At 60.0% G+C, this 6,477-nt stretch carries 5 protein-coding genes; 4 read left to right on the top strand and 1 reads right to left on the bottom strand.

From position 1 onward, the window contains the following. Nucleotides 1-357 precede the first annotated feature (357 nt). Nucleotides 358-2,250 carry a penicillin-binding protein 2 gene (gene mrdA / locus KGB29_RS18910; RefSeq protein WP_150814916.1) on the top strand — a complete coding sequence of 631 codons (1,893 nt, stop codon included), beginning with the start codon at nt 358-360 and terminating at the stop codon, nt 2,248-2,250. Between the two features lie 12 nt (nt 2,251-2,262). On the opposite strand, the gene KGB29_RS18905 is transcribed toward mrdA, so the two are convergent. Next, nucleotides 2,263-3,222, bottom strand: coding sequence for a LysR family transcriptional regulator (locus KGB29_RS18905; protein WP_150814917.1), 960 nt, complete (start codon nt 3,220-3,222; stop codon nt 2,263-2,265). Between the two features lie 155 nt (nt 3,223-3,377). On the opposite strand from KGB29_RS18905, the gene KGB29_RS18900 reads away from it, so the two are divergent. Genes KGB29_RS18900 through KGB29_RS18890 form a run of 3 tightly spaced genes read left to right on the top strand, consistent with a single transcriptional unit; the run spans nt 3,378 to nt 6,369 of the window. Continuing rightward, entirely contained in the window at nt 3,378-4,679 is a 1,302-nt protein-coding gene (locus tag KGB29_RS18900; protein WP_057713891.1) for an MFS transporter, read from the top strand. Then, entirely contained in the window at nt 4,676-5,431 is a 756-nt protein-coding gene (locus KGB29_RS18895; protein ID WP_150814918.1) for a class II aldolase/adducin family protein, read from the top strand. Before KGB29_RS18900 ends, KGB29_RS18895 begins: the two co-directional genes overlap by 4 nt. After that, complete coding sequence (locus KGB29_RS18890; protein WP_191626134.1) at nt 5,428-6,369, top strand: 2-hydroxyacid dehydrogenase; 942 nt, start codon at nt 5,428-5,430, stop codon at nt 6,367-6,369. Before KGB29_RS18895 ends, KGB29_RS18890 begins: the two co-directional genes overlap by 4 nt. Nucleotides 6,370-6,477 lie beyond the last annotated feature (108 nt).

The raw sequence follows: 6,477 nt of genomic DNA, 5'->3' as shown, positions 1-6,477 counted from the left end.
TCCCGAACTCAGCAGTGAAACGATGCATCGCCGATGGTAGTGTGGGGTTTCCCCATGTGAGAGTAGGTCATCGTCAAGATTAAATTCCGAAACCCCTATCTGCGTATGCAGGTAGGGGTTTTGTTTTTGGCGTCCCTGTAGGCGCGAGCCCGCTCGCGAAAAACCCGAGAGCGCTGCGGGGCATCAGGTTTCCCGCGTCATCGTTAACGTCCATCGCGAGCGAGCTCGCTCCTACAAGGTCACTGTAAAAAAAATCACATAAACCTGACTCCGCGCTTTTGCTAAGGTGCAGCTCATTTTTAATGGACTGAGTTTGCGCCCACGGATCGGCATTCTTTTCAAAGAGTTGCTGTAGAAATGCCCGAACCGATACCCATCAAGGACCACGAGAAAGAGACACGCCTGGTCAATAAAAGGCTGATGGCCTGCGGCTTGTTCGTTGCCGCTGTCACCTGTGCGCTGGTAGTGCGCCTGTATGTCCTGCAGGTGGTCGAGTTCGACTATCACTCGACCATCTCCGAAAACAATCGCGTACATGTCCTGCCAATTACACCGACTCGCGGGTTGATCTACGACCGCAACGGCGTACTTCTCGCGGATAACCGTCCCAGCTACAATCTGACCATCACCCGCGAACGTGCTACCGATGTAAACGAAGAGCTGGACGAGGTAGTCAATTTCCTGCATTTGCCCGCTGAAGACCGCTCGCAGTTCGACAAGGCGATGAAGCAGGCACGTCACCCCTTCGTACCTGTGACGTTGTTCTATGAACTGAGCGAAGAGCAAATTGCCGTACTCGCCGTCAACGAGTTCCGCTTGCCGGGCCTCGATGTCGAGCCGCAGTTCGTTCGGCATTATCCATTGGGCGAGCACTTCGCCCATTCGGTCGGCTACGTCGGACGTATCAACGAGAAAGAGTCAAAGGCTCTGGATACCGTGGAGTATCGAGGCACCCAATCCATCGGCAAGACCGGGATTGAAAAATTCTACGAGAAACAACTGCACGGCCATGTCGGTTATGAGGAAGTCGAAACCAATGCCCAGGGCCGCGTCCTGCGAGTGCTCAAGCACACTGACCCGGTGCCAGGCGAAAACATTGTCCTGAGCCTCGACGTCAAGCTTCAGGAAGCCGCCGAGCAAGCCTTGGGCGATCGCCGTGGCTCGGTGGTCGCACTGGATCCCTCGACCGGTGAAGTGTTGGCCATGGTCAGCAACCCGAGTTTCGATCCGAATCTGTTCGTCACCGGTATCAGTTCCAAGGAGTACTCCACGCTACGGGACTCCATCGACCGACCGCTGTTCAACCGTGTGCTGCGCGGTCTCTATGCGCCGGGTTCGACCATCAAGCCGGAAATGGCAATCGCTGGCCTCGATGCCGGTGTCGTCACACCACAGACCCGTGTGTTCGACCCCGGTTATTACCAGCTGCCGGATTTCGATCACAAATACCGCAACTGGAACCACAGCGGCGACGGCTGGGTGGATATGGATGCGGCGATCATGCGTTCCAACGACACCTACTTCTATGACCTGGCACACAAGCTCGGTATCGATCGTCTGCACGACTACATGGCCATGTTCGGACTGGGTGAGAAAGTCTCCCTGGACATGAATGAAGAGTCCACCGGCCTGATGCCATCCCAAGCCTGGAAACGCGCCACCCGTCGTCAGGCCTGGTATCCGGGCGAGACGGTGATTCTCGGTATCGGCCAGGGCTACATGCAGGTCACGCCACTGCAGTTGGCCCAGGCGACGGCGCTGATTGCCAACAAAGGTGTGTGGAATCGCCCGCGCCTGGCCAAAACCGTGGACGGTGTCGCGCCGGTGGATGAGCATCCGATGCCGAACATTCTGCTCAAGGATCCTCGCGACTGGGAGCAGGTCAACCATGGCATGCAGATGGTGATGCACGATGCCCGCGGGATTGCCCGGGCCGCAGCCGCGGGCGCGCAGTACCGTATCGCCGGTAAGAGTGGTACCGCGCAAGTGGTGGCGATCAAGCAGGGCGAGCGCTACAACCGGGAGAAAACCCGTGAGCGTAACCGCGACAACGCCTTGTTCGTCGGTTTTGCCCCGGCCGAGCACCCGAAAATCGTGATTTCGGTGATGATCGAAAACGGCGAGGCGGGTGGCCGTGTCGCCGGACCGGTCGTGCGGGAGATCATGGACGCCTGGCTACTCGATCAGGACGGGCATCTCAAGCCGCAGTACGCAGCGCCGAGCAAGGCACCGGGCGATCCTCACGTCTGAACCTTCATGGCTTCACAGCACAGGCTCACGGATGCTGAGCATGTGCTGGAAGCTCTCGAGGAACACCGATTCAGCCTGGCTCATCTTCTGTTCGCGATTCCACAACAGCTGGATATCGAAATCCACCACCCCGTCTTCCGGCGGCAAGCGCCAGAGCAGACCTTGCTCGACATCCCGGCGCACCAGATGGGTGGGCAAGGCGCCGATGCCGTAACCCGCGCAGATCAAGCGGTAAATTTCTTCGAAACTGGTGGAGGAGGCGACGATCTTGCCGGTGAAGCCTTGCTGGTCGCGGAACAGCGTCAGGGGTGAAAGATTGCCGCCGAGTTGATCGCTGGTGAAGCTGACGAAGTTTTCCGCCGCCAGTTGTTCCAGGGTCAGATTCTGTTGCCCGAACAGCCGGTGACGTTGGCCACAAAAGTAAGCATAGGTCTCGCGAAACAGTACCCGTTGTTCCAGTCGTGGCTGTGGCAAGCGGCACAGGCCAACGCCGACTGTCGCAGTTTTTTGCAGCAGCGAACTGATGATGTTCGAACTGCCCATGACCTCGACTTCCAGCTCGATTTTCGGATGGGTTTCATGGAAATCAGCGAGGAAGTCATCGTAATGCCGAGCCTGCACACCGCTGACGGTGAGGATGCGGATCTTGCCCACCACGTCGTCGTGACGACTCTCCACTACCGTCCCCAGGCGTGAAATATCTCCGTAGATATCCGCCGCTATGCGCAGGACTTCTTCCCCGGTTTCCGTCAGATCAAAGCGTCGTCCGCTGCGGGCAATCAACACGCATTCCAGTTGTTCTTCCAGTCGTTTCAGCGCCTGGCTGACGGCCGACTGGGTGATGTGCAGTCGCGCGGCGGCGCGGCTCATGCTGCCTTCCTGGCCGATGACCAGATAGGTGCGCAGCAGGTTCCAGTCGAGGCGGTCATTGAGAAAGCGGCGGCCGACCCACGGGTTGGAAGTGGAAGGCATAAAACCTCATGCAGTAGCAGTGCTAATAGTAAAGATAAGGAATTGAAAATTGACTAATCCTGGCATGGAAGCGATAAAGCCCACAAGTGCCAAAGAGCGCAACCGTCATCAGCCTTAACACCTGCCCAAAAACTATAAGTACACAGGGTCCTTGCATGCACACTACTCCCCAGCCGCGCCGAGCCGCGGCCGCTGCCTTCATTGGCACGACCATCGAGTTCTACGACTTTTACATCTACGCCACCGCGGCGGCGCTGGTCCTTGGGCAAGTGTTCTTCCCCAGCAGCGACCCGGTCATGAGTACCCTGGCGGCGTTCGGCAGTTTCGCGGTCGGCTTCATTGCCCGTCCCATGGCCGGGATGGTGTTCGGTCATCTGGGGGATCGTCTCGGGCGCAAGAAAATGCTGTTGGTGACCATGGCCTTGATGGGCGTAGCCACGGCGGGTATTGGCCTGTTGCCGAGCTACGCCAGTGCCGGCATCTGGGCACCCATTGGTCTGATCGTGCTGCGTGTCATTCAGGGCATTTCGGTCGGTGGTGAGTGGGGTGGGGCGGTGTTGATGGCGAGCGAACACGCGCCGGCCAAGCGCAAGACGTTCTACGCATCGTTCGCCCAGCTCGGCAGTCCCGCCGGTTTGTTGCTGGCACTGATCGCTTTCCGTCTGGTGACGTCCCTTGAGCCAGAGGATTTCCTCGCCTGGGGTTGGCGCTTGCCGTTCCTCGCCAGCGGCGTGTTGATGATGGTCGGGCTGTTGATCCGTTCCGGCGTTCACGAGTCGCCGGAATTCGCCAAGGCCAAGGACAACAACGAGACCGCCAAATACCCGGTGATGGACGTGATCCGTACCTGCTGGCGGCAGATCCTGTTCGCCGCCGCTGCCGTGACCATCGGCTCGGCCGGGTTCTTCTTCACCAACACCTTCATGATCACCTATGTCACCCAATATCAGGGCATTGCCCGATCGACGATTCTCGATTGCCTGTTTCTGGTGACCGTCATCCAGTTGCTCTCACAACCGCTCTCGGCGTTGATCGCCGAACGTATCGGCGAAGGTCGTTTTCTCAAATGGGTCGCGTTGCTTTGCATGGTCACGCCATACCCGATGTTCCTGCTGGTAGGCACGCAGAACATTGTGTTCATGACTGCCGGCATTGCCCTGGCAGTGGTGATTCTCTCGGCGCTTTACGCGGTGATCGCCGGCTACATGACCCAGGCCTTCCCGGTGCACCTGCGCTACTCGGGCATTTCCATCGCGTACCAATTGGCTTGCGCCGTGGCCGGCGGCACCACGCCGCTGATTGGCACCCTGCTGGCCAGCAAGTTTTCCGGACAATGGTTGCCGCTGGCGGTGTTCTTCACCTTGCTCTCGGCCCTGTCCCTGATCGGTGTTTGCGGCCTGGCCCGCCTGCGCGCCAACCCGGTCGTCACCCACGCTGCTAAAGAGGTGTATTCGTGAGTAAACCTGCACACATCGACCCGGTTGAATGGCGAGCCCGTTGCGAACTGGCTGCGCTGTATCGACTGGTCGCGCACTTTCGCATGACCGACCTGATCGACACCCATATCACCCTGCGGATTCCGGGGCCTGAGCATCACTTCCTGATCAACCGCTACGGGGTGATCTTCGACCGCATGCGCGCCTCGGACCTGGTGCGCATCGATCAGGAAGGGCGGGTGGTCGACCCGGAGTACGCGGGCCATCGGGTCAACGCTGCCGGCTTCGTGATTCACTCGGCGATCCACATGGCGCGTCCGGACCTGAACTGTGTGATCCATACCCACACGGCGGCCGGCATGGCGGTCGCGGCGCAGAAGCAAGGCCTACTGCCGATCAGTCAGCATGCGCTGAAGTTCTACGGCAAGCTGGCCTATCACACCTATGAGGGCATCGCGCTGTCGCTGGATGAGCGCGAGCGCTTGATTGCCGACCTCGGTCCGCACCGGGCGATGATCCTGCGCAACCACGGTTTGCTGGTGGGTGGTTCGGGCGTGGCCCAGGCGTTCCAGGAAATCCACTTCCTGGAGCGGGCCTGTCAGGCCCAGGTGCAGGCGCTGGCCGGTGGTTCGGCACTGCATTACCCATCGCCGGAAGTCTGCGCGCACACCGCCGAGCAGTTCGACCGCGATGAGCAGGACAACATCATCGACCTGGCCTGGGAGGCCGCCCTGACGTTGATCGAATCCCAGCGCGAGTCATATTTGTCATGAACGCCGTCATCAACACTGTGGTTCTGCTGTCCCGCGACACCTTGCTGCTCAAGCAATTGCAGGCGGCGTTTGCCCGCAGTGCGCCGCAGCTCACCGCCGTGCTGGCCGACGATTCCCGGGCCGCCAATGCACAGATGGCGGCGTGCTGGTTTCCCTTGCCGGGCAGTCTCGGCGCATTGCCGAACCTGCAGGTGATTCACTCGGTGGCCGCCGGTATCGATCACCTCGATCACGATCCGTCGTGCCCGGACCTGCCGGTTTGCCGTGTGGTCGACCCGGGCCATCGCCAGGGGATGACCGAGTACGTGCGCTGGGCGGTGATCCACTATCACCGCGGTTTCGATCAGGTGTTGTCGCACCAGCGGGAGCAACGCTGGGAGCGGCCGCTGCAACGGGCGGCGGGGCAGTTCAAGGTCGGTGTGATGGGGCTCGGATCGCTGGGCAGCGCGATTGCTCTGGATCTGGTCGCAGCCGGTTACGACGTGCGCGGCTGGGCGCGGCGCAGCAAGGACTTGCCCGGTGTGCGCACCTTCGCCGGGGGTGATGCGTTGCATCCTTTTCTCGACGGCATCGAGTTGCTGATCAACCTGTTGCCACTCACCAGCGAAACCCGCGGGATTCTCGGACGAGCCACTTTCGAACAGCTTGCCAGCGGCGCGGCACTGATCAACTGTGGCCGGGGCGGTCATTTGAACATCGACGATCTCGAACAGGCCCTGGCGAGCGGACATTTGCGCGGCGCCTTGCTGGATGTGTTCGAGCAGGAACCGCTGCCGGTCGATCACCGGCTCTGGACAATGCCCGGTGTCACCATCACCCCGCATATGGCTTCGGCGGCGTCCCATGACTGTATTGCCGAACAAGTAGCGGAGAACTTCCGTCGCCTGAATGCTGGCGAGCCGTTACTCAACTGTGCCGACCGAGTATTGGGATATTGAACTAACACACCCCCGGTAGGAGCGAGCTCGCTCGCGATGGTCGTTAACGATTTCGCGTGTTTGCCGGTTAAACGCGGTGTTCTTGAGTTCATCGCGAGCAGGCTCGCT

Source organism: Pseudomonas sp. BF-B-30, assembly GCF_019956305.1.
Classification (GTDB): domain Bacteria; phylum Pseudomonadota; class Gammaproteobacteria; order Pseudomonadales; family Pseudomonadaceae; genus Aquipseudomonas; species Aquipseudomonas jessenii.
This window is presented reverse-complemented; position numbering and strand designations above follow the sequence as displayed.

Bases quoted from the DNA above. Each gene is read 5' to 3' on its own strand.
- mrdA (WP_150814916.1), top strand. From the start codon at position 358: ATGCCCGAACCGATACCCATCAAGGACCACGAGAAAGAGACACGCCTG.
- KGB29_RS18900 (WP_057713891.1), top strand. From the start codon at position 3,378: ATGCACACTACTCCCCAGCCGCGCCGAGCCGCGGCCGCTGCCTTCATT.
- KGB29_RS18905 (WP_150814917.1), bottom strand. From the start codon at position 3,222: ATGCCTTCCACTTCCAACCCGTGGGTCGGCCGCCGCTTTCTCAATGAC.
- KGB29_RS18890 (WP_191626134.1), top strand. From the start codon at position 5,428: ATGAACGCCGTCATCAACACTGTGGTTCTGCTGTCCCGCGACACCTTG.